The sequence below is a fragment of the Streptomyces sp. NPDC059895 genome, assembly GCF_042731035.1.
Classification (GTDB): domain Bacteria; phylum Actinomycetota; class Actinomycetes; order Streptomycetales; family Streptomycetaceae; genus Streptomyces.
This window is the reverse complement of record NZ_JBHWKO010000009.1, coordinates 139539-166070: the sequence shown is the minus strand read 5'-3', so window position 1 is coordinate 166070 and position 26532 is coordinate 139539. Positions and strand designations below refer to the sequence as shown.

Below are 26532 nucleotides of genomic sequence, written 5' to 3'. Positions count from 1 at the left end.
CAGGTCGCGGCCGGTGCGCCGGTCTCGACGGTCGACGAGGACTCGACGGTCGACGAGAACTCGACGGACGACGAGAACTCGACGGTCGACGAGAAGGAGTTCACCGCGAGCCCGGCACCGTTCTGCCAGGGCTCGAACCCGGCCTGGACGCTCGTCAGGTACCAGGTGTCCTGGGCCAGGCCCCGGGAGACGGTCTCCCGGACGAAGTCCATGACGTCGAAGCTCCAGTCGGAGATCGCCGACGGGGCGACGAAGGAGATCACGTCGTTGGAGCCGTTGCCGCCCGTCCACACCTCCCAGGTGCGACCGGCCACAGTGGCCGTGCCGACCGGGGAGCCGATCGGCTGGACCGGGCCCACCCGGTTGAACCAGATCATGATCTCGGTCCGGTTCACCCCGTCGGTGCGGGGCGTCGGGTCCAGCCAGATGTCGTACGACGCGTTGTACACGGCGTCGCCGACATAGCCGTACGAGATGCTGCTGGGTGCGCCGGCGATGCCGCCGACCTGGGCGGGGAGCTCGGTCCCGGGCGAACAGTTGCCGTAGTGGCAGCCGTTGAAGACCGAAGGGTACGACTTCGGGGCGCCGCCGGTGGACACGGAGCCGTCGGCCCGCGTGAGCCGGAAGCCGGTGTCGGTGGCGGTGACGCACTGGGGGGAACTGGTGCCCCAGCGGTTGTTCTGGACGACGTAGCGCCCCTGGATCGTCGTCGATCCGTACTGCTCGCAGATCGTGGTGTCGGCCGCGGCGGACGGCACGGCGGCCAGCAGGGCGGTGAGGGTGACGAGAGCGGTGAGCAGCGCGCCGAGCAGTCCGCGCGCGGTCCGGGGGCGGTGCGGTGACGGTTGCATGTGGGGGGCCTCTCTGGGAGGGACAACCGGATCGTTGACGCGACACCGGGAGCACCCCCGGCTCCCGATCGATGGGAGCGCTCCCATGAACAGCGTGTGCTGGGGACTGTAGGAGCCCGCCCGCACTCCTGACAACCCGTCGGGACCGAGCGCGTCGACGTCCGTCCGACGCGCTCGGCCCCGACGGGCCGGCGGAGCGTCAGGTCCCGTACGCTCCCGCAGCTCCACTTCCCGCCCAGACGCCGACGCGGTCGCCCTTGGCGACGCCGCTCGCGAGCAGGGCGCAGGCCGGCCGGTCCACGTCCGCGACGAACTCGGCGTACGTCCAGCGCCTGCCGGACGGCACGTCGACGAGCGCCTCCCGGTCCGGCCACCGAGCCGCCGTCCGGTCCAGGTCGGCGCCGATGGTGTCGCCGAGCAGCGGGGTCGTGCCGGTGCCGTGCGCGTAGGAGGCCGCCGGGGCCGCCGGGGTCACCGGAAGTCCTCCTCGCGGTACTCCGCGGCCGAGCCGGCCGCCGTGGCCTCGCGCAGTTCGACGCGGCGGATCTTGCCGGAGACGGTCTTGGGCAGCGGCGCGAACTCCAGGCGGCGCAGGCGCTTGTAGGGCGCGAGGACCTCGCGGGAGTGCTCGAACAGCGCCTTCGCGGTGCCGGGGCCGGGCTCCCAGCCCTCGGCGAGGACGACGTACGCCTTGGGCACGGCGAGCCGCAGCGGGTCGGGGGCGGGGACGACGGCCGCCTCGGCGACGGCTTCGTGTTCCAGCAGCGCGCTCTCCAGCTCGAAGGGACTGATCTTGTAGTCGGACGCCTTGAAGACATCGTCACCGCGTCCGATATAGGTGATGTATCCGTCTTCGTCCCGGGTGCCGATGTCGCCCGTGCGGTAGTAGCCGCCCGCCATGGCCTCCGCCGTGCGGTCGGGGTCGCCGTGGTAACCGGTCATCAGGCCGACCGGCCGCTGCGACAGGTCGAGCGCGATCTCGCCCTCCGCCGCGCCGGGCACGCCGGACACCGGATCGAGCAGTTCCACCCGGTAGCCCGGGCTGGGGCGGCCCATGGAGCCGGTCTTGAGTGGCTGGCCGGGGCTGTTGGCGATCTGCACGGCCGTCTCCGTCTGGCCGAAACCGTCCCGGACCGTCACGCCCCAGGCCCGCCGTACCCGTTCGACGACCTCGGGGTTCAGGGGCTCCCCCGCCGCCACGGCCTCGCGCGGCGGGGTGCGCAACTGGGTGAGGTCGGCCTGGATGAGCATGCGCCAGACGGTCGGCGGAGCGCAGAAGGTCGTCACGCGGGCGCGGTCCATCTCGGCCATCAGCCGCGCCGGGTCGAAGCGCGTGTAGTTGTGCAGGAAGACGGTCGCCTCGGCGTTCCACGGCGCGAACAGGTTGGACCAGGCGTGCTTGGCCCAGCCGGGCGAGGAGATGTTCAGATGCACGTCGCCGGGCCGGAGCCCGATCCAGTACATGGTGGCGAGGTGCCCGACCGGGTACGACACGTGCGTGTGCTCGACCAGCTTGGGGCGGGCCGTCGTCCCGGAGGTGAAGTACAGCATCAGCGGGTCGTCGGCGAGGGTCGGGCCGTCGGGCAGGAACTCGGCGGAGGTGGTGTACGCGTCCTCGTACGGCTGCCAGCCCTCGGGCACCCCGCCGACGGCGAGGCGCGTGTAGTCGCCGGGCACGTCGTCGAACCTGCCGGTGTCCCCGGCCCGTACGACGACGTGCCGGACCTGCCCGCGCTCCACGCGGTCGCGCAGGTCGGCGGGGCCGAGCAGCGGGGTGGCGGGGATGACGACGGCGCGCAGCTTCATCGCGGCCAGCGCGGTCTCCCACAGCTCGGTCTGGTTGCCGAGCATGACGAGGATCCGGTCGCCGGGTTCGACACCGCGCTCGCGCAGCAGGTTGGCGACCCGGTCGGACCGTTCGGAGAGGTCGGCGAAGGAGAGCCGGACCTCGGAGCCGTCCTCCTCGACGATGTGCAGGGCGGTGCGGTCGTTGCCGTCCGCGATGGCGTCGAACCAGTCCAGGGCCCAGTTGAAGTGCTCGGGCCGGGGCCATGCGAAGTCCCGGTGGGCCGTGGCGTAGTCCTCGCGGTGTTCCAGCAGGAAGTCCCTGGCCCTGCGGAACTGTTCCGTCGGCGTCGTCATCTGTTCCTCCTAGGTCCCGGACCACTGCCGGGCGGCTCCCCGCCATCGTGTAATCCGTGATGCGGGTCTCACTACCCCCGAACGGGGGTCACGTCGGCGGACGGGCCCGCGAGGAGGGGGCAGGTGGCGGCGGACGCGGCACGGGACCTCTTGGCGGCGGCGCGGGCACGGCCGTGAGCGGTGTGCCGCCCGGGGGGCACACCGGCAGCCGGCCGAGCAGGCACACCGGCAGCCGGCCGGGCAGGGCGCCGGCAGCCGGCCGAGCAGGCACGCCGGCAGCCGGCCGGGCAGGGCGTCGGCAGGCAGGCAGGCAGGCCGGGCAGGGCGTCGGCAGGCAGGCCGGGTGGTGTCCGTCGGGGCCGTGGCGGGCCCGCCCCCGGCGTCCGTCCGTTACAGCGCGCCGCGACGAATTGCCGTATGCGCCGGCTGTTGTCTCCCTCACCATGCCGTCCCTCCGAATTTCAATGCGCCAATGCCTAGAATTTGCCCCGGACACGACACTCGGAGGGAGCGGTGACCGTGCGACGGGACTTCAAGGAGTCTGCCAGCCGCCGCCCCGACCTGGTCGTCGGCCGGGAGGAGCTGTTCACGGCGGCCCGTGAGCAGCTGGCGCGCGGCGGCAGCGTGCTGCTGCACGGCCCGGCCGGAATAGGGAAATCGACCGTGCTGCGGGCATTGGCCGCGGATTACGGCGAGACGGCCCGCACCGTGTTGCGCTGCTCGGCCACCGAGTCCGAATCCCACCTCCCCTTCCTGGCCCTGGCCGATCTGTTCGGCCTGGTCCTCGACGAGGTCTCCGACCGGCTGCCCGCCGCCCAGCGCACCGCCCTGGAGGCGGCCCTGACCGGCCGCGGCGAATCGACCCTGCAACGCGACGGCCTCGCCCTGCGGCTGGCCGTGCTGTCCGCGCTGCGCGCCCTCGCCGCCGCGGGTCCCGTCCTGGTTGTCGCCGACGACCTCCAGTGGCTGGACTCCGCCAGCGCCGAACTCCTCGGCTTCGCCGCCCGCCGGCTCGGTGACACGCCCGTCCAGCTGCTCTGCGCGGTCCGGACGGAGGGGCAGGAGTACGACCGCCAGCTACGCGCGTCCCCGCCCGACACCCTCGCCGTCCGCCTCAACCCGCTCTCCCGCGCCCAGGTCTCCGCCCTGCTCGACCACCGCGGCTACACCGACCTGCCCCGCTCCACGGTCCGCGAGATCCACCGCACCAGCGGCGGCAACCCGCTGTTCGCCCTGGAACTGGGCCGCGCCCTCGGCGAGAGCCCGACCCCGCCGCGCCCGGGTGAGCCGCTGCCCGTGCCGACCTCGCTGCGCGCCCTGGTGCTCAGCCGTCTGGAGATGCTCTCCGACGAGGCCCGTCGCACCCTGCTCGTCGCCAGCGCGGGCGCCCGCCCCACCCTGGCACTGCTGCACGCGGCCGGCCGGGAGAACGCCGAGGCCGAGACCGCCCGGGCGGCGTCCCTCGGGCTGCTGGCGACGGAACCGGAGGGCCCGGCCGTACGGTTCGCGCATCCGCTGATCTCGGCCGCGCTGTACGCGGAGGCGCCCGCGCAGGAACGGCGGGCCGCGCACGCCGCGCTGTCCACGGCGGCCTCCGATCCGATCGAACGGGCCCGCAACCTCGCCCTGGCGACCACCGGCACCGACCCGGAGGTGGCCGCCCGCCTGGCCGAGGCCGCCGCGCTGGCCCGGGACCGGGGAGCCCCCTCGGTGGCGGCCTCGCTCGGTCTGCTCGCGGCCCGGCACGCCCCGCCGGACGGCACCCCCGGCCCGGACGGGCACCGGTTGCAGGCCGCGGAGGACGCCATCACCGCCGGCGAGGTGGACCTCGCCCGGGACATCGCGCGCGAGGTGCTGACCCGGGCCACGGTGCCCGCCGAGCGGGTACGGGCCTGGGAGGTGGTGATCGAGGCGGCCGGGCAGTCCCTCGGCGAGGTCGACGCCGCCTTCCCGCAGGCACTCGCCGACGCCGGCGACGACCCGCGGCTGCTCGCCCTGGTCCACTACCGGCTGGCCTGGCGCAAGCTGGTCGTCGAGGGCGACTTCGCCGAGGCCCGGCAGGAGGCCGCGCACACCGCCGACCTGGCGGCGCGGGGCGGCGACCGGCGCACCGAGCTGATGGCGCTGTCCTTCCAGGCCTCGACCGAGACCCTGATGGGCCATCCGGACGCGCCCGCGACCATCAAGCGCGCGCTGAAGGAGCCTCAGGACCCCTATGTGGCCTGTCACCACAACGGCGCCGGCACCGCCCGGTTCCGCTGGCTGCTGATGAGCGACCAGCTGCCCGAGGCACGTTCGACCATCACGGCGCTGCTGCGCGAGGCGCGCCGGCGCGGCATGGTCGAGAGCGAGGTGCACTTCCAGCGTTTCCTCGCCGACACCGAACTGCGCTCCGGGCACTGCGGACGCGCCCTGGACCTGGCCCGCGACAGCCTGCGCCTGGCCCGGGACTCCGGTATCGGCCTGGGCGCCTCCGCCATGCTCACCTCCCTCGCGGAGGCCTCCGGCGGCGATGTCGACCGGGCGCTGGCGCTGGCCCGGGAGGCCGCGGACCGGGCCGAGGAGGACGGCGACCAGATGTACCTCTCCCGGGCCCTGGCCGCGCTCGGCTACGCCCAGTCGGTGGCCGGGGACGCGGCGGGCGCGGTCGCCAGCCTGCGCCGGGTGCGGGAGCTGGAGCAGGGCATGGGCATCACCGACCCGGCACGCGGCCGCTGGCAGGGCGATCTCGCCGAGGCCCTGGTCCGTATCGGTGAGCCGGGCGAGGCGCAGGACGTCATCGACGTCACCCGGGCGCACGCGCTGCGGCTGGGCCGGGAGGGCGTTCTGGCGGTCCTGGACCGGGCGGAGGCGCTGGTGCGGGCGGCGCGCGGCGACCAGGAGGGCGCGGTGGCCCGTCTGACGTCCGTTCAGGACCGGCTGGCGGGGCTGGGGTACGGCCTGGAGGAGGCGCGGGCCGCGTTCGCGCTGGCCCGGCTGCGCACCGGGCGGCCCGGGCCGACGGCGTACGAGGAGGCGGCGCGGCTGTTCCGGCGGTGCCGGGCGCTGCCGTGGCTGCGGCAGGTCGACGCCGCGGTCGCGGCCGCGGCGGCCGGGGCCGGGGCCGGGCCGGTGGAGCCGCCCGTGCCGGCGCTGGAGGGACTGGCCGCGATGGAGCGTCAGGTCGCCGCGCTGGTCATGGAGGGCGCGACCAACCGGGAGATCGCCGCGCGCCTGTTCATCAGCGTCAAGACGGTGGAGGCGACCCTGACCCGGGTCTACCGCAAGCTGGGGATCCGCTCGCGGGTGGACATCGTCCGACTGGCGGCGGGGCGTCACGCGAAGTAGCGATTCCGCGGGTTAACTGCCAGCGCGGGCTCACGGCACGGGTGGACCGCGCGGGGTTCGCCGCGCGTGGTCTCCCGCGCGGGGGTTTGCCGCGCGCGGTGTGTCGCGCGGGGTTCGCCGAGCGGCGACCGAGGGTTTTCCCTCCCCAACTCCCTTAGGGGGTTCCCTCATTGGGAGACGAGGGTCCGGCCCCTAGCGTAAGGGGCGTGCCGCTCGCCCGGTCACACGGGGAACGGCCCCTCCCCCACTCCCGGCTCCGTCCGAGTGGGAAGGGCGCCCGCCCCCGTGTACACCCCCACACCCGTGCGACCCCCCACCGGCAACTTCCCCAGCAAGGAGATCCATGTTCGGGCTCATCCGTGCGAAGAAGACCGCGGCCGTCGTGGCCGCGACCGCTGCCGCCGCCGCGACGGCGTTGCTCAGCGCCCCCACCGCTGTCGCAGCCCCCCAGCCGATCGTCGGTGGTACGACGACCACCACGACGGCGTACCCGTTCATGATGCAGATCACGGACGCCTCGCAGAACCAGTTCTGCGGCGGCACGCTCGTCGCCCCCACCAAGGTGGTCACCGCCGCGCACTGTATGGTCGGCGAGACGACCAGCAGCGTGAGAGTCGTCGGCGGCCGCACGTACCTCAACGGGACCAACGGCACGGTCAGCCGGGTGAGCAGGATCTGGATCAACCCGGACTACACGGACGCCACCAACGGTGACGACGTGGCCGTGCTGACCCTGTCGACGTCGATGTCGTACACGCCGGCGTCGTACGTGACCTCCAGCCAGACCGGCGTGTACGCGGCCGGCACCACGGCCCGCGTCCTCGGCTGGGGGACCACCTCCTCGGGCGGCAGCTCCTCCAACCAGCTGCGGACCGCGACCGTCCCGATCGTGTCCGACTCCAGCTGCGGCAATTCCTACGGCTCCGACTTCGTCGCGAGCGACATGGTGTGCGCCGGATACACCTCCGGCGGCGTAGACACCTGCCAGGGCGACAGCGGCGGTCCCCTGCTCATCGGGGGCGTCCTGGCAGGCATCACTTCCTGGGGCGAGGGCTGTGCGGAGGCCGGTTACCCGGGTGTGTACACCCGGCTGACCACCTTCTCCAGCCTCGTGGCGGCACAGGTCGCCTCGTGACCCGGAAGAACTCCTGAGTACCCCTCAGGTGCACGACCAGGGGGCGGGGGGGGGGGCCCCCCCCCCCCCCCCCCCCCCCCCCCCCCGCCCCCCCCCCCCCGGGGCCCCGCCGCCCCCCGAAACCCCCCGCCCCCCCCCCCCGGCCCCCCCCCGGGGGCGGGGGGCGCCCCCCCCCGGGCGCCCCCCCCCCCCCCCTCTCCATGTCCTGGACCGGGGAGGCCCGGCATTCGATGTTGTGCACTTTCTTGACGACAGTCGATTGTGAGCCTACTTTCGCGGTGTCCTTCCCCCGGTCAAGGGAGACCGCGATGTCCCCGTCCCCCGTCGCCCCACCGCCTCCGAGCCCCGAACGCCTCCGCCGGCTCCGCCGGGTCGCCCTCTCCGGGCTGCTCGGCACCGCCGTGGAGTTCTACGACTTCCTCGTCTACGGCACGGTCGCCGCCCTCGTCTTCGGCGAGCTGTTCTTCCCGGGAGCCGACCCCGCCGTCGGCACCATCGCCGCCTTCGGCACCTTCGCCGCCGGTTACGTGGCCCGCCCGGTGGGCGGCGTCGTCTTCGGGCACTTCGGCGACCGGCTCGGCCGCAAGTCCATGCTGCTGCTCACCATGGGCCTGATGGGCGGCGCGAGCTTCCTCATCGGCCTGCTGCCCACGTACGGCACGGTCGGCGTGTGGGCGCCGGTCCTGCTGATCACCCTGCGCGTCGTGCAGGGCATCGCCATCGGCGGCGAGTGGGGCGGCGCCACCCTGATGGTCGTCGAGCACGCCGGCGAGCGGCGCCGCGGCCTGTGGTCCAGCTTCACGCAGATGGGGGCCCCGCTCGGCTCCCTGCTGTCCACCGTCGTCGTGACCCTCGTGGTCGCCCTGCCCCGGGACGAGTTCGCGGCCTGGGGCTGGCGGGTGCCGTTCCTGCTGAGCGTGGTGCTGCTCGGGGTCGGGCTCTTCGTCCGGCTCAAGGTGGTGGAGAGCCCGCTGTTCACCGAGGTGAAGAAGGACCGCGCCGAGGCACGGCTGCCGGTCCTGGAGGTGCTGCGGCACCCGCGTCCCGTGCTGCTGGCCTGCTGCGTGGGCATCGGCGCGTTCACCGCCCAGTCCCTGCTGACCAGTTACCTGATCTCGTACGCCACCGGCATCGGCTACGCCCGCCCGCAGGTGCTCACCGCGCTCACCGTGTCCGCGTGCGTCGCGCTCGTCGTCCTGCCGTGCGCCTCCGCGCTCTCCGACCGGGTGGGCCGCCGCCCGGTCGTCCTCGCCGGGGCCGTCGCCTCGGCGGTGCTGGCCTTCCCGGTCCTCGCGCTGGTCGACTCCGGGTCGCCCGGGCTGCTGATCCTCGCCGTGGTCCTCGGGCACGGCGTCGCCCAGTCCACGATGTACGGCCCGCTGGGCGCCCTGCTCACCGAGATGTTCGGCACCCGGGTGCGCTACACGGGCGCGTCCCTCGGCTACCAGGGCGCCACGCTCATCGGCGCCGGCTTCTCCCCGATGATCGCCGGCGGCCTGGTGGCCGGCAGCGGCAGCGGCACGCCCGTCGCCCTGCTGCTGTGCGGGGGCGCCGTCGTCACCGCGCTGACCGTGTGCTGTGTGCGGGAGACCAGCCGGGCCTCCCTCGCCGGCCCCGCCGAACAGCCCGCCGGCGCCCGCGCCGAGGAGGTCCTCCCCGACCTCCCCGTACTGCCCGGCACCCGCACCGCCGACGGCCGGTGAACGCCGTACGGCCGCCCGCCGCGCCGCCGGTGGACGGCCGTACGCTTTCCACCGTGGAGGACGACGACATCCTGGATCCCTCGGACGACGGCAGCGCGGGCGGGGACGCCCCGGGCGGCGACACCGCGGACGGGCCGCAGCCGCGCCCGCAGTCACTCATGCTCGCCTTCTTCGGCAACCACGTGCTGGACGAGGGGGACCTGTGCGTCTACTCGGGCAGCATCATCGACGTCCTGGGCCGCGTCGGCGTCGGCGAACAGGCCGTGCGCTCCACGCTGACCCGTATGGTCAACCGGGGCATGCTGCGGCGCCAGCGGGAGGGCCGCAGGATGTACTTCGGGCTGACGCCGCAGGCGACCCGCGTACTGGAGGACGGCCGCACCCGCATCTGGACGCAGGGCGCCGTCAACGACGACTGGGACGGCTCCTGGACCCTGCTGGGCTTCTCCCTGCCCGACTCCTGGAAGCGCCAGCGCCACGACCTGCGCTCGCGGCTGACCTGGTCCGGGTTCGGCGCGCTGTACAGCGGGCTGTGGATCGCGCCCGGACACGTCGACGTCTCCGCCCTGATCGCGGAACTCGGACTCACCGCCCACGTCAAGATCTTCCACGCCCGGGCCGACGAGGCCACCGACATCGCGCTGATGGTCCGCGACACCTGGGACCTGGAGAGCATCGCCGCCCGCTACGTCACCTTCGACAAGCGGTGGACCGCCCAGCTGAGCGCCGGAGCCGGGGACGACCCGATCGGCACGCGGCTCCGCCTGGTCAGCGAGTGGCTGGAGACCATCCGCACAGACCCCCGGCTGCCTGCCCGGCACCTTCCCCCCGCCTGGCCGGCCCGCCCCGCCCAGGACACCTTCCGGCGCGTCGCCGAGGAGACCGCGGAGCCCGCCCGCCGCACGGCCCGCGCCCTGCTGGAGACCACTGACCCGCGCGGGACACACTGACCCGCGCGAGACGCACTGACCCACGCGGGACGGGACGCACTGCCCCGCGCGAGACGGGACGCACTGCCCCGCGCGGGCGGCCGCGCCGCGCGGGGCGACCGCACCGATCCGCAGGCGTCGCGGGCGTGGCGGGCGTGGCGGGCGTCGCGGGCGTCGCGGGCGTCCGCCGAGGCGGGTCCTGTCCAACTCATTGACGGGAGCATGCCCAACCCTTAAGTTCTGGCCGAATTCGCGAACCGCGTTCGACATCACGGACGAAGGAGCGGCGGCTCGTACCCACCACGTGCCCCCTCCTCCCCTCCCCCTGGAGAACTCCTTTGCGACGTATCGCCGTCCGGCTGCTCCTGGCCGTCCTCGTGGCCCTCACGGCCGCCCTCACCGGACCGGGCGCCACCGCCCGGGCCGCCGTCCCCGACTCCCCCGCCGTGACGTACACCAACCCGATCGCCGAGCGGCGGGCCGACCCGCACATCGTCAGACACACCGACGGCTCCTACTACTTCACCGCGACGGTCCCCGAGTACGACCGCATCGTGCTGCGCCGGGCGACGACCCTCCAGGGCCTGTCGACGGCCCAGGAGGTCACCATCTGGACCAAGCACACCAGCGGGGTCATGGGCGCCCACATCTGGGCACCGGAGATCCACTTCATCGACGGCAAGTGGTACGTGTACTTCGCGGCCGGCGCCACCGACGACGTGTGGGCGATCCGCATGTACGTCCTGGAAGGCACCGGAGCCAACCCGCTGACCGCGACCTGGACGGAGAAGGGGCAGATCAGGACCACGTGGGAGAGCTTCTCCCTCGACGCCACCACCTTCGTCGTGGGCGGCGTCCGCTACCTCGCCTGGGCGCAGCGCAACCCGGCCGAGGACAACAACACCAGCCTCTTCGTCGCCCGGCTCGCCAACCCCTGGACGATCACCGGCACTCCGGCGGAGATCTCGCAGCCGACGCTGTCCTGGGAGACGGTCGGCTACAAGGTCAACGAGGGCCCGGCGCTGATCCAGCACGGCGCCAAGGTGTTCCTGACCTACTCGGCGAGCGCGACCGACGCCAACTACTGCATCGGGATGCTGACCGCGTCCTCGACCGCCGACCTCACCGACCCCGCCTCCTGGACGAAGAGCCCGTCGCCGGTGTTCCGGTCGAACGACGCGACCTCGCAGTACGGGCCGGGCCACAACTCGTTCACCGTGTCCGAGGACGGCAGGTCGGACATCCTCGTCTACCACGACCGCAGCTACAAGGACATCACCGGCGACCCGCTCGCCGACCCCAACCGCCGTACCCGCGTGCAGAAGCTGTACTGGAAGGCCGACGGCACCCCCGACTTCGGCATCCCGGTCGCCGACGGGGTCACCCCGCAGCGGTTCTCCTCGTACAACGTCCCCGACCGTTTCGTCCGCCACTGGGAGTACCGCGCCCGCGTCGAGGCGGACGTCAGCCCGCTCGCGGACTCGCAGTTCCGGGTGGTGACCGGCCTCGCGGGCAGCGGCACGGTGTCGCTGGAGTCGGCCGACTTCCCCGGTTACTACCTGCGGCACCGCACCTTCGAGGTGTGGCTGGAGAAGAACGACGGCACGGCGCAGTTCGCGTCCGACGCCACGTTCCACCGGCGGGCGGGCCTCGCCGACACGGCGGGCGTCTCCTACGAGTCGTACAACTACGCGGGCCGCTACATCCGGCACTACGACTACCTGCTGTACGTGCAGACGCCGGGCACCGCGACGGACCGGGCGGACGCCACGTACTACGCCCAGTGAGTCACGGGGCAGGGCGGTTCAGGGCCGTCCGGCCTCGTCCCGGGCCTCCCGGTACGCCCGCGCGATCGCCCGTTCGTCCGCCGGCACATGCTGCCTCGGCGGCCCGGTCAGCACCCCGCGCACGGCGGTGAGGAGGTCCGGGGCGACGTGCGCGGCGGACGCCGTCCGCCGCGGGTCCGCCGCCGGGGCGGGGACGAGGATGCCGTGGGCGCCGGCCCGGCTCGCGGCCTCGACGGCGTCCGGGGTGGTGGCGATCACGGCGATCCGCTCCGGTGGCGTGCACACGCGCCCGGCGGCCCACAGCACCAGACCGGGCTGCGGCGGGCGGCAGTGGCAGCCGTCGTCGGGGCCGTGCGGGCAGACCGCCCAGACGTCGAACGGGCCGAGGAGGTCTTCGATCCGTTCGTCGACGCGGCGCAGGTCGGCCTGGGTCGGCAGGCCGCGGGCGACGCCCGGCTGATGGGTGAGGACGCCGGTGTGCACGCCCCGCGCGCGGAGCAGGCCGAGCGCCTCGCGGGCGTGGGGGGCGGGGCGGACCCGGCCGGGGTCGGCGTTGTGCGGCACGTGCTCCACGAGCAGGCCGTCGCGGTCGAGGAGCACGACGCGGACGCGGTTCACGGCGCCACCTCCTGCCAGGGCGCGGCACGGCGGTGTCGCCAAATGCCGTTGATCCGGTGCCAGGCGGCCACGGGCGGGACGAGCACGCTCGTGGCGAGCACGGTGGCGACCTCGTGGCCGGTGCGCGGGCCGGGCGCGATGCGCGCCCACGCGAACGCGCCGGTGCCCAGCGCCCAGCCGAGCGCGGCGGCCGCGGCGGACCGGCGGTGGCCGGACACGGCGTACGCGCCGGCGGCCAGTCCCGCGGCGGTGGTCGCGAGGTGGGAGCGGATCCGGCCGCGCGGCGCGAACGCCCGGTGCCGCCAGTCCGGTCCGTGCAGTCGCCGCATCAGGGCGTCGTCGGCGTTGCCGCGCTCGGCGCGCAGGGACTCCCAGCGGCCGGCGGACGGGACGGGACGGCGCGTGGTGCGCCGCCCCTGCCGGATGCGCCAGCCGGCGTCCAGCAGCCGCAGGGCGAGGTCGGTGTCCTCCCGGAAGGGGTGGCAGAAGCGTTCGTCGAAGCCGCCGGCCTGCTTGAGCGCCTCGGTGCGGTAGGCCATGTCGGCGGTGATCCAGCGGGCGCGCGCGAGGCCCGCGGTGGTGCGCTCCCAGTCCGTGGGGCGGCGCCCGCCCGGCAGGGGCACGGCCAGCACGCCCTGTACCCCGGCGGTGTCCGGGGTGGCGTCGGCCAGGTCGTCTGCCAGTTGCTCGCCCCAGTGGGGTCCGACCTGGACGCCGTCGTCCAGCAGGACGACCCAGGGCGTACGGGCCGCGCGCAGGCCGGCGTTCCGGGCGGCGGGTCCGCTTCCGGCGCCGCGCAGCACGGTGGTGCGTTCGCGCAGGTCTCCCAGGACGCTCAAGGGGTGCTCCAGCGGCGCCGGTCCGGGCTCGGGCCGGTCGTCGACGAGGACGATCTCGGCCGGCGCGGGCCCCTTGGCGGCGGCGAGCGCGGCGAGGCAGTCGGCGAGCGGGGCCCGCGCGCGGGTCGGGATCACGACGGTGTAGGCGGTCATGCGTACGCCTTCCTCCGCCCGGACGGCGGGTGGACGGCCTCCGGACTCCCCGGGTGCCAGATGACCACCACCTCAAACCCGCGCGGCGCGGCGCGGCGCGGCGCGGCAGGGTGGGGTGGGGTGGGACAGGCATGGCGGGCGCCCGCGTCCGCGGAGGCGGACTCGGGCGGGCTCGGCCGCCGGCACCCGACTGGGCCAAGTGTGTGAGCCGCCGGGGAACCTGCCGCCGGGCCGCCGGGAGTCCCTACGATCTCTCCGTGGTCACCTTCCAGTTCGAACGTACGGCGCCGCTCCCCCTTGAGGAGGCCTGGCGCCGGCTCACCGAGTGGCCCCGGCACGGTGACGTGGTGCCCCTCACCCGCGTCACCGTGGTCACCCCGGGGCCGACCCGCGTGGGCACGGTGTTCGTGGCCCGTTCCGGGGTCGGACCGTTCGCCGTCGACGACCGGATGGAGGTCACCGTCTGGTGTCCTCCGGCCGAGGACGAGCCGGGTCTGTGCCGGCTGGAGAAGCGCGGCCGCGTGGTGCGGGGCTGGGCCGAGATCGAGGTGCGGCCCGGGCCGGGCGGGCGGGCCCGGGTCGTCTGGCGCGAGGAGCTCCGGCTGCGGCCGCTGCCGTCCCTGTGCGATCCGCTGCTGCGGACCGCGGGCCGGGTGGTGTTCGGGCGGGCGGCCAACCGTCTGCTGCGCCGCCCGTGACGGGGTGCGGACGACCGCGCGCCGCGACCGCACGCCGGCGCCGCACCACACCCCGCTCGCCGGCGTCGGCAGGGCGCCGACACGGCTCGGCCGGGAGCCCGGGCGGACCGTGCTGCTCCGCGCCGCCGCGTGCCGCCGCGTGCCGCCGCGCCTGCCGCTTCCGTGCCGCCGCGTCCACCGCGCGCCACCGCTGCCGCCCCGTGCCGCGTCGCGCCCCGTGACGGCTCCCCGACCGTTCCCCTGGGCAGGTGCCCTGGCCCGTGCCAGGGTGGAGCCATGACAGCGGTGGACAGGGGCGGGGCGGCGCAGGCGGTGGACGAGGACTCCACACCGGCGGTGGACGAGGTCGAGACGCTGGCGGTGGACGGCCTGCGCTGGCTGCTGGGGGTGGCGCGGGAGACGGCGGGCGGCGGCCTCGGCTGGCCGGCCCGGCCCTCGGACACCACCGTCGAGGCGATGCTCTACGACGGCACCGCCGGGATCGTGCCGACGCTGCTGGAGGCACGCCGGCACTTCGGGGACGACGTCTACGGGGACGCCGCCCTGCGCGCGGCCCGCAGCCTGGCGGTCGCGGCCGAGGAATGCCGGGACGACTCGCTGTACTTCGGGCGCACCGGGGTGGCGCTGGTGCTGCGGGCCGTCCACCGCGAGCTGGGCGACGCCGCGTCCGGCCGGGCCGCCGACCGGGCCCTGGCCCGGGTGCGGGAGCGCTTCGACGGGACGCGCTGGGGTGAGCTGTTCGAGCTGATGGGCGGCAACGCGGGCATCGGCCTCGGCGCGCTCGCGGCCGGCGACCCCGAACTGGCGGTGCTCGCGCTGGAGCCGTACGCGCGGACGGCCGAGGAGGTCGCGGGGGGCGTGCAGTGGGCGCACCGGCCCGGTGTGGAGGCGCGGCTGCACCACCTCTCGCACGGCACCCTCGGAATCGTGTACGGGCTGGCCGCCGTGGGAGCGGCCACGGGCCGTGCGGACTTCACGGACCTGGCGCGGGCCGGGGCGTCGGGCTTCGTGGCCCGTGACGAGGCGGGCCCGGAGGGCTTCCTGGTGCCGCACTCCGACCCGCAGCACCTGCCCGACCTGATCGAGCGGTACAGCTACGGCTGGTGCCACGGGCCGGCCGGTGACGCTCAGGTCTTCCGGCTGCTGCGGGACGTCCTGGCCGAGCCCTCCTGGCAGGCGCTGGCGGACCGCTGCTGGCACACCGTGACGCACTCCGGGCTGCCGCGCCGGCTGCGGCCGGGGTTCTGGGACAACAACGCCCGCTGCTGCGGCACGGCGGGCGTCCTGGCGCTGACCTGCGACCGGATGGCCGAGCAGGGCGACGCCCCGGGCTTCGCCCGCGTCCTGGTCGCGGACCTGCTCGCCCGCGCCACCCGGGACGCCGGCGGGGCGCACTGGTCGAACGTCGAGCACCGGGTCACCCCGAGCACCCTGGAGCCGCGCACCGGCTGGGGCGCGGGCACCGCGGGCATCGTGCGGGAGCTGCTGCGCTTCGTGCGGCTGAGCGAGTCGGGCGATCCGCACTACGCGTTCGCCTGGCCGGACCAGCCGACGGTGCGCCGGATCGCGGTGCCGCCTCAGGCGACCGATCCGATCCGCCCCGGCGGCAGCGGCGTCACGTCGTGATGGATCGGCGTGTGCGCGCCGGTCAGCGGGACCCCGCTGCCGCCCCGCCGGGCGGCGACGATCTCCGCGGCGATCGACAGCGCGGTCTCCTCGGGCGTCCGGGCGCCCAGGTCGAGGCCGATGGGTGACCGCAGCCGCGCCAGCTCCAGCTCGGTGACGCCGGCCTCCCGCAGCCGTTCCTCGCGGTCGAGGTGGGTGCGGCGCGACCCCATGGCGCCGACGTAGGCGACGGGCAGGCGCAGGGCGAGCCGGAGCAGGGGGACGTCGAACTTGGCGTCGTGGGTGAGGACGCACAGGACGGTCCTGCCGTCCACGCCGGTGCGCTCCAGGTAGGTGTGCGGCCACTCGACGACGATCTCGTCGGCGTCGGGGAAGCGCGCCCGCGTCGCGAACACCGGGCGCGCGTCGCAGACGGTGACCCGGTAGCCGAGGAACCTGCCGACGCGCACCAGCGCCGACGCGAAGTCGATCGCGCCGAACACGATCATCCGCGGCGGCGGTACGGAGGACTCGACGAACACGGTGAGCGGGGCCCCGCAGCGGGAGCCCTGCGCGCCGATCTCCAGGCTGCCGGTGCGGCCGGCGTCCAGGAAGGCGCCGGCCTCGGCGGCGACCGTGCGGTCCAGCTCGGGGTGGGCGCCGAAACCGCCGTCGCGGGAGCCGTCGGGGCGGACCAGGAGGGCGCGGCCGACGAGGTCCGGCGGGCCCGCGGTGATCCGGGCCGTCGCCGTCGCCTCGCCGCGTGCCGCGGCGGCCAGCGCGGCCGCGACCACCGGACGGACCCGGTCCGCGGCCCGGACCGGGGTGACGAGGACGTCGATGACCCCGCCGCAGGTCAGGCCGACGGCGAAGGCGTCGTCGTCGCTGTGGCCGAAGCGCTCCAGCACCGGCTCGCCGTCCTGGAGGGCCTGCCGGCACAGCTCGTACACCGCGCCCTCCACACAGCCGCCGGAGACGGAGCCGATCGCCGTGCCGTCGGTGTCCACCGCGAGCGCGGCACCCGGCCGGCGGGGTGCGCTGCCGCCGACGGCCACGACGGTGGCGACGGCGAAGTCACGGCCCTGCTCGACCCACCGGTTCAGCTCCTCGGCGATGTCCAGCATGTCTCGGTCTCCTTGTCTGCTGTCGCGTGGACGGTGTTCCACGGCGGGGCTGACGCACGCGGCAGCCGCCGCGGCCGTCACGCGGTCCCGGTGAGGTGTTCCGGCCGGACCGGCGTCCTGTTCAGCTCCAGGCCCGTCGCGTCGCGGATCGCCGCGAGGACCGCCGGGGTCGACGACAGGGTGGGGGCCTCGCCGATGCCGCGCAGCCCGTACGGGGCGTGGTCGTCGGCGAGTTCGAGGACGTCGACGGGGATGGTCGGCGTGTCGAGGATGGTGGGGATGAGGTAGTCCGTGAAGGAGGGGTTGCGCACCTTCGCGGTCTTCGGGTCGACGACGATCTCCTCCATCACCGCGATGCCCAGGCCCTGGATGGTGCCGCCCTGGATCTGGCCGACGACGGACAGCGGGTTGAGCGCCTTGCCGACGTCCTGGGCGCAGGCCAGCTCGACGACCTTCACCATGCCTAGCTCGGTGTCGACCTCGACGACGGCCCGGTGGGCGGCGAAGGAGTACTGGACGTGTCCGTTGCCCTGGCCGGTGCGCGGGTCGAAGGGCTCGGTCGGCCGGTGCCGCCACTCCTCCTCGACCTCCACGGCCTCGTCGCCGAGCACGTCGGCCAGGTCGGCCAGGACCTCGCCGCCGTCGGTGACGACCTTGCCGCCCTCCAGCAGCAGTTCGGCGGTGGCCCAGGCCGGGTGGCAGGAGCCGAGTTTCCGGCGCCCGATCTCCAGCACCCGCTCGCGGACGAGCTCGCAGGCGTTCCGCACGGCCCCGCCGGTGACGTACGTCTGACGCGAGGCCGAGGTCGAGCCGGCGCTGCCCACGCGGGTGTCCGCCGGGTGGATGGTCACCTGGTCGACGCCCAGCTCGGTGCGGGCGATCTGCGCGTGGACGGTGACACCGCCCTGGCCGACCTCCGCCATGGCCGTGTGCACGGTGGCGACGGGCTCGCCCGCCACGGCCTCCAGGCGGACCCGGGCGGTGGAGTAGTCGTCGAAGCCCTCGGAGAAGCCGACGTTCTTGATGCCGACCGCGTAGCCCACTCCGCGGACGACGCCCTCGCCGTGCGTGGTGTTGGACAGACCGCCGGGCAGCTGCCGTACGTCGGCGCCCTCGCTGCTCTCCCACTGGCGCTCCGGCGGCATCGGCATCGCCTTGACGCGGCGCAGCAGCTCGGCGACCGGGGCCGGGGAGTCGACGGGCTGGCCGGTCGGCATGACCGTGCCCTGCTCCATCGCGTTGAGCTGCCGGAACTCCACCGGGTCCATCCCCAGTTCCTTCGCCACCTTGTCCATCTGCGCCTCGTAGGCGAAACACGCCTGGACCGCGCCGAAGCCGCGCATGGCGCCGCAGGGCGGGTTGTTGGTGTAGAGGGCGAGGGCCTCGATGTCGACGTCGTCGACGGCGTAGGGGCCGATGCCGAGGGAGGAGGCGTTGCCGACGACGGCGGGGCTGGCGGAGGCGTACGCGCCGCCGTCCAGGACGATCCGGCACTTGACGTGGGTGAGCTTGCCGTCGCGGGTGGCGCCGTGCTCGTAGGTCAGCTTGGCGGGGTGGCGGTGGACGTGGCCGAAGAAGGACTCGAAACGGTTGTAGACGATCTTGACGGGTTTGCCGGTGCGCAGTGCCAGCAGGCAGGCGTGGATCTGCATCGACAGGTCCTCGCGGCCGCCGAACGCGCCGCCGACGCCGGCCAGCGTCATCCGCACCTTCTCCTCGGGCAGGCCGAGGACGGGGGCGATCTGGCGCAGGTCGGAGTGGAGCCACTGGGTGGCGATGTAGAGGTGGACGCCGCCGTCCTCCTCGGGCACGGCGAGACCGGACTCGGGGCCGAGGAAGGCCTGGTCCTGCATGCCGAAGGTGTACTCGCCCCGGACGATCACGTCGGCCCGCCGGGCGGCCGCGTCGGCGTCGCCGCGGACGATCGGCTGGCGGTGGACGATGTTCGGGTGCGGGACGTGGCCGATGATGGGGGTCCCCCCGGTCGAACCAGGTTGAGACTGGGGGAGGTCGGTGCGGTTCCCGTGGACCAGGATCGCGTCCGGCGCGGTCGCGGAGGCCTCGTCGGTGACGACGGGCAGCTCCCGGTACTCGACCTTGATCTTCGCGGCGGCGCGGCGGGCCGTCTCCGGGTGGTCGGCGGCGACGAGGGCGACCGGTTCGCCGTGGTGGCGGACCTTGCCGTGGGCGAGGACGGGGGTGTCCCGGAACTCCAGGCCGTAGTGCTTCACGTCGGCCGGCAGGTCGTCGTACGTCAGGACGGCGTACACGCCCGGGGTGGCGAGGGCCTCGGCGGTGTCGAGGGAGACGATCTCGGCGTGGGCGACCGTGGAGCGCAGGATCTGGCCCCAGAGCATGTCCTCGTGCCACAGGTCGGAGGAGTACGCGAACTCGCCGGTGACCTTGAGGATGCCGTCCGGGCGGAGGGTGGACTCGCCGATGCCGCCGCGGGTCTGCGAACCCTGGGTGACCTTGGTGGGGGCGCCGATGGGGGCGCCGTCGGGAGACATCGTCAGACCGCCTCTCCCTGCCGGGCGGCCGCCAGGCGGACCGCGTCCATGATCTTCTCGTAGCCGGTGCAGCGGCACAGGTTGCCCGACAGCGCCTCGCGGATGTCCGCGTCGGACGGGTCGGGGGTGCGCTCCAGCATCTCGTCGGCGGCGACCAGCAGACCGGGCGTGCAGAAGCCGCACTGGACGGCGCCGGCGTCGATGAAGGCCTGCTGGACCGGGGAGAGTGCGGTGCCCTCGCCGGTCCGCGCGCCGGTGTCCCCCTTGGCGTCCCAGCGCCGGGCCTCGTCGAGGGAGGTGCCGCCGCGGGCGCCGGTGGGGCGGGAGCGCTGTGCGGCGTACTCCGCCAGGCCCTCCACGGTGACGACGTCACGGCCCTCCGCCTGCCCGGCGGCGACCAGGCACGCGCACACCGGCACGCCGTCGAGGCGGACCGTGCACGAGCCGCACTCGCCCTGCTCGCAGGCGTTCTTGGAGCCGGGCAGGCCCAGGCGCTCCCGCAGCACGTACAGGAGGCTCTCGCCCTCCCACACGTCGTCCGCCTCCTGCGGTCGTCCGTTGACGGTGAAGTGGACGCGCATCACACGGCTCCTTCGACGGCGCGGCGGGTGCCGCGGTACGACTCCCAGGTCCAGGTCAGGGTGCGGCGGGCCAGGACGCCGACCGCGTGCCGGCGGTAGCGCGCCGTGCCCCGGACGTCGTCGATCGGGTTGCAGGCGGCGGCGCACAGGTCCGCGAACCGTTTGGCGACCGACGGGGTGATGATCTTTCCGTTGTCCCAGAAGCCGCCCTCGTCGAGCGCGGCGTTCAGGAAGTCCTCGGCCGTCGTCGCCCGGACCGGGGTGGGGGCGGCGGAGCCGATGCCGGTGCGGACCGTGCGGGTCCGCGGGTGCAGGGCGAGGCCGAAGGCGCAGACCGCGATGACCATGGCGTTGCGGGTGCCGACCTTGGAGAACTGCTGGGGTCCGTCGGCCTTCTTGACGTGGATGGCGCGGATCAGTTCGTCGGGCGCCAGCGCGTTGCGCTTCACGCCGGTGTAGAAGTCGTCGATGGGGATGCGGCGGCTGCCGCGCACCGATTCGGCCTCGACCTCGGCGCCGGCCGCGAGCAGCGCGGGGTGGGCGTCCCCGGCCGGGGAGGCGGTGCCGAGGTTGCCGCCGACGCCGCCGCGGTTGCGGATCTGCGGGGAGGCCACGGTGTGGGACGCGAGGGCCAGGCCGGGCAGCTCCGCCCGCAGGTTCTCCATGATCCTGGTGTAGGGGACGGAGGCGCCGAGCCGCACGCTGTCCTCGCCGACCTCCCACTCCTGGAGGTCTCCGACACGGCCCAGGTCGAGGAGGTACTCGGGCCGCCGGTGATCGAAGTTGATCTCGACCATCACATCGGTGCCGCCCGCGATCGGCACAGCGGTGGGGTGCTCGGCCTTCGCGGCGAGCGCCTCCTCCCAGCTGGCGGGGCGAAGGAAGTCCATGACCGGCTCTCTTCCTGGTCTCGTGGTGTTCGGATCGAGCCAGCATCGGGTGCGGCGGACCCGGCTCGCTCATGTCCTGTTCACGCGCTGTGGAGTCAGTACACCGCCGCGTACTCCGACGGGGTCAGTCACGGAAACCATGAAGGAGTTCGCTGGTCGAGGCGGGCATCTTGTAGATTCGTATGAACGGAGGCCATCAGTAACCTCCCGGTTTTCCTGTGGAAACGTGGGAAACAGCCCGGCAAGCACAGAATGCGGCTGAGGAGGGCCCGGAACCCGTCGGCGGACCTCCTCGACCCGACGACCCCGGTCGGCCCCTCACGCTTCATCGTGGTTTTTGGTGGACTTCGTGGACTTCGTGGACTTCGTGGACTTCGTGGACTTCGTGGACTTCGTGGACTTCGTGGACTTCGTGGACTTCGTGGACTTCGTAGATTTCGTGGATTTTCGAGACAAGGAACGGCGGCGACGAGAATGCGGCTGCGCGCACTGCTGGACACCGATGCGCTGGGCCTGCGGCTGCTCGGCGGCGAGGACGAGCTGGACCGCACCGTACGGGGTGTGATGACCACCGACCTGCGGGACCCGAGCCGCTACCTCTCCGGGGGTGAGCTGGTGCTGACGGGCCTGGCCTGGCGGCGGGACGCGGCGGACTCGGAGCCTTTCGTGCGGATCCTGGCGCAGGCCGGGGTGACCGCGCTCGCCGCCGGCGAGGCCGAGCTCGGCAGGGTGCCGGACGATCTGGTCACCGCCTGCGCCCGGCACCGGCTGCCGCTGTTCGCGGTGCACGAGTCGGTGGCGTTCGCGACGATCACCGAGCACGTCGTCCGGCAGGTGTCCGGCGAGCGCGCCGGGGACCTCGCGGCCGTCGTCGACCGGCACCGGCGGATGATGACCTCGGGCCCGGCGGGCGGCGGCCCCGACGTGGTCCTGGACCTGCTCGGCTCCGACCTGGACCTGCGCGCCTGGGTTCTCTCCCCCACCGGGCGGCTCATCGCGGGCCCCAAGGTGTCCGGCCCCGGCCCGGCGCCCGAGGTGTGCGCGCAACTCGCCGCGGAGCACCTGGCGGCCGCCCGCACCGGCCGCCGCGGCCCGCACCGGGTGGTCATGGGCCGGACGACGTACTCCCTCTTCCCCGTCCGCTCCGGCGGCCGGACGGCGCGCGTCCCGCGGGACGCGCGCGAGACGGTGCTGTCGGAGTGGCTGCTGGCCGTCGAGGCGGACGCGGGGGACTGGGCGGAGGAGCGCCTCGACCTGCTCCAGGGCGTCACCCAGCTGATCGCCGTCGAGCGGGACCGGCGGGACGCGGCGCGCACCGTGCGCAGGCGGCTCGCGCAGGAGGTGCTGGAACTGGTCCAGACGGGCGCGGCCCCGGCCGAGATCGCGGCGCGGCTGCGGGTGGCGGCGCCGGTGCTGCTGCCGGGTCTCGGGGCCGCCCCGCACTGGCAGGTGGTGGTGGCGAGCGCCGAGTGGGAGGGCGGGGAGATCGAGGGCGGTCCGGTCGCCCAGGCGCTGCTGGAGGAGATCCTGATCGACCCGCGCGCCACCGGCCCCGAGCCCTCCGACCGCATCGCCGTCGCCCACATCGGGGACGAGGCCGTCGCCCTCGTCCCGCTCCCGGCGGTCTCCACCGGGCACGACGGCCCGGAGCCGGGCGTCCTCGCCGACGCCCTCCTCGCCGCCGTCCGGGAGCCGCTGTCGGCGGGCCTGGACGACGACGGCCGGGTCACGCTGGGCGTCAGCGCGGCGGTGCACTCGGCGGAGGGACTGCGCGGCGCCCTGGAGGAGGCGCGGCACGCCCGCCGGGTGGCGGCGGCCCGCCCCGGCCGGGTGTGCGCGGCGGGCCACCAGGAGCTCGCCTCCCATGTGCTGCTGCTGCCGTTCGTCCCCGACGACGTCCGCCGGGCCTTCACCGCCCGCCTGCTGGACCCGCTGCGCGACTACGACCGCCGCCACCGCGCGGAGCTGATCCCGACGCTGGAGGCGTTCCTGGACTGCGACGGCTCCTGGACGCGGTGCGCCTCCCGGCTCCACCTGCACGTCAACACGCTGCGCTACCGGGTCGGCCGGATCGAGCAGTTGACGAGCCGTGACCTGTCGCGGCTCGAGGACAAGCTGGACTTCTTCCTGGCGCTGCGGATGAGCTGACGGATCGGCGGTCGCGGGCCGAAACCTGTGCGGCCCGGGAGTCCCACGACTTTGTGAAATCCTTCACCCGCCCCCTTGGCCCGGCCGGGCCAGTCGTGCTGAGATGCGGCCACCACTCACAGCTCGACGGCGCGCTTGGGCCTGCCCTCCGGATCAGGCCGACGAGGAGGGACGGTGCCTGGTGACGCCGGTGAGCGGGGCTTGGTGCGTGCGGCCTCGGGGCGGAGGCGGGCGTCGGTGCGGAGCACCGGCGGCCGGCGACAGCGCCGAGGCCGCCCCCTCCCGGGGAACGCGCGCCGCGTCCCGTGACCCCGGGCTGAGCCGAAGGACCGGACCTTGGGGAGGGCAACGTGGCGTATGCCGCCATGTCTGGTAACGGAACGACCGCTGGTGACGATCCCCTCCAGACCGCGGTATGGCGGTTGCGCTCGCGGGGCTGCTGGGCCGACGCCGCGGCCCTGCTCCCACCGGGCACCGCGGCGGGCGCCATCCAGCGGGCCGGGCTGCTCGTGGAGCGGTGCCTGTACACCGAGCAGGGCTGGCAGGACGCGGAGGACGCCCTGCGGACGGCCGAGGCGCTGGCGCACTCCGACGAGGAGCGGGGCGCCGCCGCCTGCGAACGCGGGCACCTGGCGTACGCGGCGACCGTGCACGGGGTGCGCGACCGGGTCGACGAGGCGCGGGCCGCGCTCGGGCGGGCGGCGGCGCTGATCCCTCCGGAGGCGCCGGGCCGGGCGCTGCTGGACTTCCGGCGCGGCCTGCTCGCCGAGAACATCGCCCGCTCCCCGCAGGCCGCCCGCGCCGCCTACCGGCGCGCCCACACGGCCGCCGCGGCCCACTCCGACGCCCTGCTGCTCTCCTTCACCTGGCGCCACCTCGCGGGCCTCGCCCTGCGCGACGGCGAACTGTCCGAGGCGCGGCACGGCTTCGCCGAGTCCCTGCGGATCCGGGAGGAGCTGGGCTACCTGGTGGGCACGGCACCGGCCCTGGCCTCCCTGGCGGACGCGGAGACCGAGCCGGAGGCGTCCCGGCTGAGGGAGGAGGCCCGCCGGCTGTTCCGTCTGCTCGGCGGCGTACCCACCTGGCTGGCACGGGAGTTGATCCCACCGGCGGCGACGGCATAGCGGACCTGACGCACGTCCGGGCGGCCCGGCACACGCACCGGGCCGCCGCTCTCACACCCGGGCCGGCCTCGGCACGCGCGTGCCGGGCCGCCCTCGGGCGCCCGGACGCCCACGCCGCCGGCCCGCCCCGGCCCGCCCCGGCCCGCTGCCGCGGGTCCCCGTCGCCCGGGGCGCGGCACGTGCGGGCAGCCGCGCGTCTCCTGGAGCACCGTCCGCGCGGCTGTCGAGCACTCCGGAGCGGCGGCCGTCCGAAGAAGCGCGAACGCGCGCCAGAGGCGGCCGTCCGAAGAAGCGCGAACGCGCGCCAGAGGCGGCCGTCCGAAGAAGCGCGAACGCGCGCCAGAGGCCCGGCGGCGCCGACCGCGCCGGGGGCCTGAGGGGGCTGCCACCGGCGCGGTCAGCCCGCGCCCGCGAAGTGCTCCCGTACCAGGGCCCGCACCACGTCCAGGTCGCCCGCGGTCAGCGCCTCCAGCAGGGCCGTGTGTTCCGCCGCGTCGGCGACGAGGTCCGCGCGGCCCCGGGAGGCCGGGCCGCCGACCAGCGGCCACTGGGAGCGGCGGTGCAGGTCCTCGGCGATGCCGACGAGCTGTTCGTTGCCGGACAGGGCCAGGACGGCGCGGTGGAAGGCGCGGTCGGCCTCGGCGTAGGTGGCGCGGCAGCCGGAGGCCGCGGCGCGGACGGTGTCCTCGGCGAGCGGGCGCAGGTCCGCCCAGCGGGCGGCGGGGACCGTGCGGGCGAGCCGCAGCATCACGGGGACCTCGATCAGCGCGCGCACCTCGGCCAGTTCGGCCAGTTCGCGGGCGCCGCGCACGACCACCCGGAAGCCCCGGTTGGGCACCACCTCGACGGCGCCCTCCAGGGCGAGTTGCTGCATGGCCTCGCGGACCGGGGTCGCGGATACCCCGAAGCGTTCGCCGAGGACCGGTGCCGAGTACACCTCGCCCGGGGTGAGGTCGCCGGCGACGAGCGCGGTGCGCAGGGCGTCGAGGATCTGGCCGCGCACGGAGGCGCGCTGGACGACGGGGCGCGGCGGCGGGAGGGGCACCTCGCCGTGGGTGTGCTCACCGCGCACCGCCCCGGGCGGGGACGCGTTCCCGACGGGGCCCGCCACGCCCCGTTCACGCTCCGCCGCGCACGGGACGCCCGGCACGCCGGCGGATCCGCCGCGCCCTTCGGGGATCCCCGTCCCGGCAAAGCCCTGCGCGCTCCGCTCCACGGGGGTCCTCCTGAGGGACGTGTCGGTACTTGGGGTCATTACGGCGGGTTGTTACTCGCCCGTCAAGCACCTTAGGCGTACTGGCCGCCAGTTCAAATCCGCCCCATACTGAGTAAGGTTAGGCTTACCTCTCAGTACTCATGGATCGGTGGTTCCGGCATGCCCGTACGCCCTTCGGCCGCTTCGGCCGTGACGGACGCCTACATGCGCCTCACCGAGGTCTTCCCGGGCTTCACCGTCACGGAGCTGGAGGACGGGAAACCGGCGCCCCGCGGCGGCGGCTGGGTAGCGGCCGCCGAACTCGCCGAGGGCGGACCGGCCCTGGAGTCCTTCCTGGCCTGGGACGACGCCCAGGTGCTGCGCGACTACGGGCAGAAGGCCCGCCCGGACGTCGTCGCGAGCTTCGGACTGCACCGGTACGCCTGGCCCGCCTGCCTGCTCGTCACCGTCCCGTGGTTCCTGCACCGCCGCGTGCCCCGCTTCCCCGTGACCCACGTGTCGTACGACCGCACCGGCGAGGGCATGCGGATGGCCGTCCGCGCGCCCGCCTCGTTCGCCTGCCTGCCGGGCGACCCGGCGGCTGCGCTGCCCGGCGCCCGGGTGGTCGCCGACGAGGAGGCGCTGCGGGCGGAGGTGCGGGCGGCGGTCGCCGAACACCACGAGCCGGTCCTGGCCGGCTTCGCTCCGCGCGCGCGGCGGCGCGGCCGCGCCCTGTGGGGCATGATCACGGACGAGGTCGTGGAGGGGCTCTGGTACATAGCCCACCTGCTCGGCGAGGGCGAGCAGGAGCGGGCGCGGTTCGAGCTCGAACTGCTGCTGCCGGGCGCGACCCGGCCGTACGTCGGCTCGGCGGCCTTCCGCGAGCTGACCGGACCGGACGGACAGGCGCTGCCCACCCGCGACCGGGCGAGCTGCTGCATGTTCTACACGGTGCGCCCCGCGGACACCTGCGCCACCTGCCCGCGCACCTGCGACGCGGACCGCGTCTCCAAGCTCACGGCCACCGCCACGAGTTGAGCACCCCTCAGGGCGCCGCCCGGGAGCACCCCCCGGGACGACCCGCCCACCGGGGTCCCGTAAGATCACCCGAACGAGACTCCCGCCCGGTCACAGGTACTTCACAATCTCCTCACCCGGCACAGGAACTTTTCG

General features: G+C 74.7%; 19 protein-coding genes and 2 pseudogenes. 11 read left to right on the top strand and 10 right to left on the bottom strand.

Annotation, left to right across the window (positions count from 1 at the left end):
- Nucleotides 1-77: 77 nt before the first annotated feature.
- The 3 genes and pseudogenes from ACFV9M_RS13790 to ACFV9M_RS13780 all read right to left on the bottom strand — a co-directional run.
- Nucleotides 78-851: pseudogene (locus ACFV9M_RS13790) on the bottom strand (glycosyl hydrolase family 5); the annotation flags it as partial.
- 232 nt (nt 852-1083) lie between these two features.
- Nucleotides 1084-1326, bottom strand: a pseudogene (locus ACFV9M_RS13785) (AMP-binding protein); the annotation flags it as partial.
- A complete protein-coding gene (locus ACFV9M_RS13780; protein ID WP_385066315.1) occupies nt 1323-2993 on the bottom strand; it encodes an AMP-binding protein in 1671 nt (556 codons plus the stop codon). The gene ACFV9M_RS13780 and the pseudogene ACFV9M_RS13785, both read right to left, overlap by 4 nt.
- Nucleotides 2994-3506: 513 nt before the next feature.
- On the opposite strand from ACFV9M_RS13780, the gene ACFV9M_RS13775 reads away from it, so the two are divergent.
- From ACFV9M_RS13775 to ACFV9M_RS13755, 5 genes are all read left to right on the top strand, one after another.
- Nucleotides 3507-6320, top strand: coding sequence for an AAA family ATPase (locus ACFV9M_RS13775; RefSeq protein ID WP_385066316.1), 2814 nt, complete (start codon nt 3507-3509; stop codon nt 6318-6320).
- A 343-nt stretch (nt 6321-6663) separates the two neighbouring features.
- The gene (locus ACFV9M_RS13770; RefSeq protein ID WP_385066318.1) at nt 6664-7455 is read left to right on the top strand and encodes a S1 family peptidase; all 792 of its coding nucleotides are present in this window, start codon (nt 6664-6666) and stop codon (nt 7453-7455) included.
- A gap of 308 nt (nt 7456-7763) precedes the next feature.
- Nucleotides 7764-9158: an MFS transporter gene (locus ACFV9M_RS13765; protein ID WP_385077782.1), complete on the top strand. Its 1395-nt coding sequence runs from the start codon at nt 7764-7766 to the stop codon at nt 9156-9158.
- Nucleotides 9159-9211: 53 nt separating this feature from the next.
- Complete coding sequence (locus ACFV9M_RS13760) at nt 9212-10108, top strand: PaaX family transcriptional regulator C-terminal domain-containing protein (protein WP_385077784.1); 897 nt, start codon at nt 9212-9214, stop codon at nt 10106-10108.
- Between the two features lie 317 nt (nt 10109-10425).
- Nucleotides 10426-11874 (top strand): family 43 glycosylhydrolase, encoded by a 1449-nt coding sequence (locus ACFV9M_RS13755; protein WP_385077787.1) that lies wholly within the window; start codon nt 10426-10428, stop codon nt 11872-11874.
- 18 nt (nt 11875-11892) lie between these two features.
- On the opposite strand, the gene ACFV9M_RS13750 is transcribed toward ACFV9M_RS13755, so the two are convergent.
- Nucleotides 11893-12492 carry an HAD-IIIA family hydrolase gene (locus ACFV9M_RS13750; RefSeq protein ID WP_385077790.1) on the bottom strand — a complete coding sequence of 200 codons (600 nt, stop codon included), beginning with the start codon at nt 12490-12492 and terminating at the stop codon, nt 11893-11895.
- Complete coding sequence (locus ACFV9M_RS13745) at nt 12489-13484, bottom strand: glycosyltransferase family 2 protein (RefSeq protein ID WP_385077793.1); 996 nt, start codon at nt 13482-13484, stop codon at nt 12489-12491. The genes ACFV9M_RS13750 and ACFV9M_RS13745 overlap by 4 nt, the downstream gene beginning before the upstream one ends.
- A gap of 257 nt (nt 13485-13741) precedes the next feature.
- On the opposite strand from ACFV9M_RS13745, the gene ACFV9M_RS13740 reads away from it, so the two are divergent.
- Complete coding sequence (locus tag ACFV9M_RS13740) at nt 13742-14182, top strand: SRPBCC family protein (protein ID WP_385077795.1); 441 nt, start codon at nt 13742-13744, stop codon at nt 14180-14182.
- A 276-nt stretch (nt 14183-14458) separates the two neighbouring features.
- Nucleotides 14459-15808, top strand: a complete 1350-nt coding sequence (locus ACFV9M_RS13735) for a lanthionine synthetase LanC family protein (protein WP_385077798.1) — start codon at nt 14459-14461, stop codon at nt 15806-15808.
- Here ACFV9M_RS13735 and ACFV9M_RS13730 read toward each other — a convergent pair.
- From ACFV9M_RS13730 to ACFV9M_RS13715, 4 genes are all read right to left on the bottom strand, one after another.
- Nucleotides 15760-16911 (bottom strand): XdhC family protein, encoded by a 1152-nt coding sequence (locus ACFV9M_RS13730; RefSeq protein ID WP_385077801.1) that lies wholly within the window; start codon nt 16909-16911, stop codon nt 15760-15762. The two genes, ACFV9M_RS13735 and ACFV9M_RS13730, sit on opposite strands and share 49 nt — an antisense overlap.
- A 77-nt stretch (nt 16912-16988) precedes the next feature.
- Nucleotides 16989-19421 carry a xanthine dehydrogenase family protein molybdopterin-binding subunit gene (locus tag ACFV9M_RS13725; protein ID WP_385077804.1) on the bottom strand — a complete coding sequence of 811 codons (2433 nt, stop codon included), beginning with the start codon at nt 19419-19421 and terminating at the stop codon, nt 16989-16991.
- Nucleotides 19422-19423: 2 nt separating this feature from the next.
- On the bottom strand, nt 19424-20002 hold the full coding sequence (locus ACFV9M_RS13720; protein WP_385077807.1) for a (2Fe-2S)-binding protein: 579 nt from the start codon (nt 20000-20002) through the stop codon (nt 19424-19426).
- Nucleotides 20002-20892: an FAD binding domain-containing protein gene (locus ACFV9M_RS13715; protein ID WP_385077809.1), complete on the bottom strand. Its 891-nt coding sequence runs from the start codon at nt 20890-20892 to the stop codon at nt 20002-20004. Before ACFV9M_RS13715 ends, ACFV9M_RS13720 begins: the two co-directional genes overlap by 1 nt.
- Before the next feature lie 340 nt (nt 20893-21232).
- Between ACFV9M_RS13715 and ACFV9M_RS13710 the strand changes: the two genes are divergently transcribed.
- The 3 genes from ACFV9M_RS13710 to ACFV9M_RS13700 all read left to right on the top strand — a co-directional run bounded on the left by ACFV9M_RS13710 (nt 21233) and on the right by ACFV9M_RS13700 (nt 24164).
- Nucleotides 21233-21457: a hypothetical protein gene (locus tag ACFV9M_RS13710; protein WP_385077811.1), complete on the top strand. Its 225-nt coding sequence runs from the start codon at nt 21233-21235 to the stop codon at nt 21455-21457.
- Complete coding sequence (locus ACFV9M_RS13705) at nt 21367-23040, top strand: PucR family transcriptional regulator (protein WP_385077813.1); 1674 nt, start codon at nt 21367-21369, stop codon at nt 23038-23040. The genes ACFV9M_RS13710 and ACFV9M_RS13705 overlap by 91 nt, the downstream gene beginning before the upstream one ends.
- A 350-nt stretch (nt 23041-23390) precedes the next feature.
- Nucleotides 23391-24164 carry a hypothetical protein gene (locus ACFV9M_RS13700; RefSeq protein ID WP_385077816.1) on the top strand — a complete coding sequence of 258 codons (774 nt, stop codon included), beginning with the start codon at nt 23391-23393 and terminating at the stop codon, nt 24162-24164.
- Between the two features lie 397 nt (nt 24165-24561).
- Here ACFV9M_RS13700 and ACFV9M_RS13695 read toward each other — a convergent pair whose 3' ends face one another.
- Nucleotides 24562-25380, bottom strand: coding sequence for a GntR family transcriptional regulator (locus tag ACFV9M_RS13695; RefSeq protein ID WP_385077819.1), 819 nt, complete (start codon nt 25378-25380; stop codon nt 24562-24564).
- A gap of 159 nt (nt 25381-25539) precedes the next feature.
- Between ACFV9M_RS13695 and ACFV9M_RS13690 the strand changes: the two genes are divergently transcribed.
- Entirely contained in the window at nt 25540-26397 is an 858-nt protein-coding gene (locus tag ACFV9M_RS13690; RefSeq protein ID WP_385077821.1) for a (2Fe-2S)-binding protein, read from the top strand.
- Nucleotides 26398-26532 lie beyond the last annotated feature (135 nt).

Bases quoted from the DNA above. Each gene is read 5' to 3' on its own strand.
- ACFV9M_RS13770 (WP_385066318.1), top strand. From the start codon at position 6,664: ATGTTCGGGCTCATCCGTGCGAAGAAGACCGCGGCCGTCGTGGCCGCG.
- ACFV9M_RS13715 (WP_385077809.1), bottom strand. From the start codon at position 20,892: ATGGACTTCCTTCGCCCCGCCAGCTGGGAGGAGGCGCTCGCCGCGAAG.
- ACFV9M_RS13705 (WP_385077813.1), top strand. From the start codon at position 21,367: ATGCGGCTGCGCGCACTGCTGGACACCGATGCGCTGGGCCTGCGGCTG.
- ACFV9M_RS13780 (WP_385066315.1), bottom strand. From the start codon at position 2,993: ATGACGACGCCGACGGAACAGTTCCGCAGGGCCAGGGACTTCCTGCTG.
- ACFV9M_RS13735 (WP_385077798.1), top strand. From the start codon at position 14,459: ATGACAGCGGTGGACAGGGGCGGGGCGGCGCAGGCGGTGGACGAGGAC.
- ACFV9M_RS13725 (WP_385077804.1), bottom strand. From the start codon at position 19,421: ATGTCTCCCGACGGCGCCCCCATCGGCGCCCCCACCAAGGTCACCCAG.
- ACFV9M_RS13745 (WP_385077793.1), bottom strand. From the start codon at position 13,484: ATGACCGCCTACACCGTCGTGATCCCGACCCGCGCGCGGGCCCCGCTC.
- ACFV9M_RS13690 (WP_385077821.1), top strand. From the start codon at position 25,540: ATGCCCGTACGCCCTTCGGCCGCTTCGGCCGTGACGGACGCCTACATG.
- ACFV9M_RS13765 (WP_385077782.1), top strand. From the start codon at position 7,764: ATGTCCCCGTCCCCCGTCGCCCCACCGCCTCCGAGCCCCGAACGCCTC.
- ACFV9M_RS13720 (WP_385077807.1), bottom strand. From the start codon at position 20,002: ATGCGCGTCCACTTCACCGTCAACGGACGACCGCAGGAGGCGGACGAC.
- ACFV9M_RS13730 (WP_385077801.1), bottom strand. From the start codon at position 16,911: ATGCTGGACATCGCCGAGGAGCTGAACCGGTGGGTCGAGCAGGGCCGT.